Consider the following 1,082-nt stretch of genomic DNA (forward strand, 5'->3'; position numbering starts at 1 on the left):
TGATCCACATAGGACAGACGAGATGAGGAGCAGGGCGATGGGTTGGTTGTCGAGTACGGCCAGGGGCGGGGCCCGGGTGGGCCGGGCTGCGGTGGCGCGGGAGGTCGCGGCGGCGCAGCACGCGAAGCATCACCGCCGGGGCCGGCACACCGAGGAGGCTGCGGGGCCGGTGCACTGCCGGTCGTGCGGGTGCCGGGTGCGTTCGGGGATGGGTGATGTGTGCTCGCGGCCGCGGTGCATGAGGGCGGCTGTGTGATGAGTGTCCCCCGCACCGCGGCCGAGGCGGTGGCCGCTGGGATGCGCCGCGACGTCCTCGCGGTAGCCGCGCATGAGGTGTCCCACGGTCTGGCGTGGCGGGCGGCGGGGTTCTCTGCTGGTCCCGCTCGGCTGTCGCGGGGCCTGTTCGGCGGGGTCAGCGACGCCCGCTGCGGGAACGGCGCCGAGCGGCTGACCGAGGCGAACGTGACCGGCTACCTGGTCGGCTGCGCCGCGGGTGCGGCCGGGCAGAGGTTGTTCGTCGCCCGCTACCTCGGTGGGCGCGACGGCGGCGCCGGGGCCGGTGCCTCGTCGGACCGTGCCGATCACCGGTGGGTGGAGACGTCTTGGCGTACCGGGACGTCCTGGTCGGCCGCCGAGCGCCGCGCGACCGCGCTGCTGCGTCCGCGGCTGGCCCGTATCGAGCGCCTGGCCGTGCAGCTCGCCCACACCGGACACCTGCCCCGCTCCGCGTTCCACTGACCCGAGAGGAGAACGGTCATGACCAGCACGAACCTGTGGGCGCAGCGCCGCCGCGAGGACAAGGCCGCTGCGGCGGAGCTGGCCCGTCGGGACGCCGACGCGGCGGCGGAGCGGGCCCTGCACGCGGAGGCGGTGCGGGCGGAGATCGCTGAGCGGCGCCGTACCGAGCAGACCACCCGCGACCAGGCCGCCCGCGCGGCACGCGCCGAGCAGACGCGCCGGGCTCGGGTCGAGCGGCGCAGGCGTGCTGCTGCTCGCCGGGCCGCCGGGTCACGTCCGCTGACGTGGTGGACGAAGACGGCTACCTCGTGAGCCTTCGTCGGTCAAACTACGCGGTGATCGCG

Annotated in this window: 2 protein-coding genes; both read left to right on the top strand. The window is 75.3% G+C overall.

Going from position 1 to position 1,082, the window contains the following annotated elements; translation table 11 throughout:
- The first annotated feature begins 255 nt into the window (after positions 1 to 255).
- Positions 256 to 738, top strand: coding sequence for a hypothetical protein (locus tag FVA95_RS28885; RefSeq protein WP_149666910.1), 483 nt, complete (start codon positions 256 to 258; stop codon positions 736 to 738).
- Positions 739 to 756: 18 nt separating this feature from the next.
- Complete coding sequence (locus FVA95_RS28890; RefSeq protein WP_149666911.1) at positions 757 to 1,050, top strand: hypothetical protein; 294 nt, start codon at positions 757 to 759, stop codon at positions 1,048 to 1,050.
- Positions 1,051 to 1,082: the final 32 nt, after the last annotated feature.

Origin of the sequence: Pseudonocardia sp. EV170527-09 (assembly GCF_008369905.1) — a bacterium.
GTDB lineage: Bacteria > Actinomycetota > Actinomycetes > Mycobacteriales > Pseudonocardiaceae > Pseudonocardia.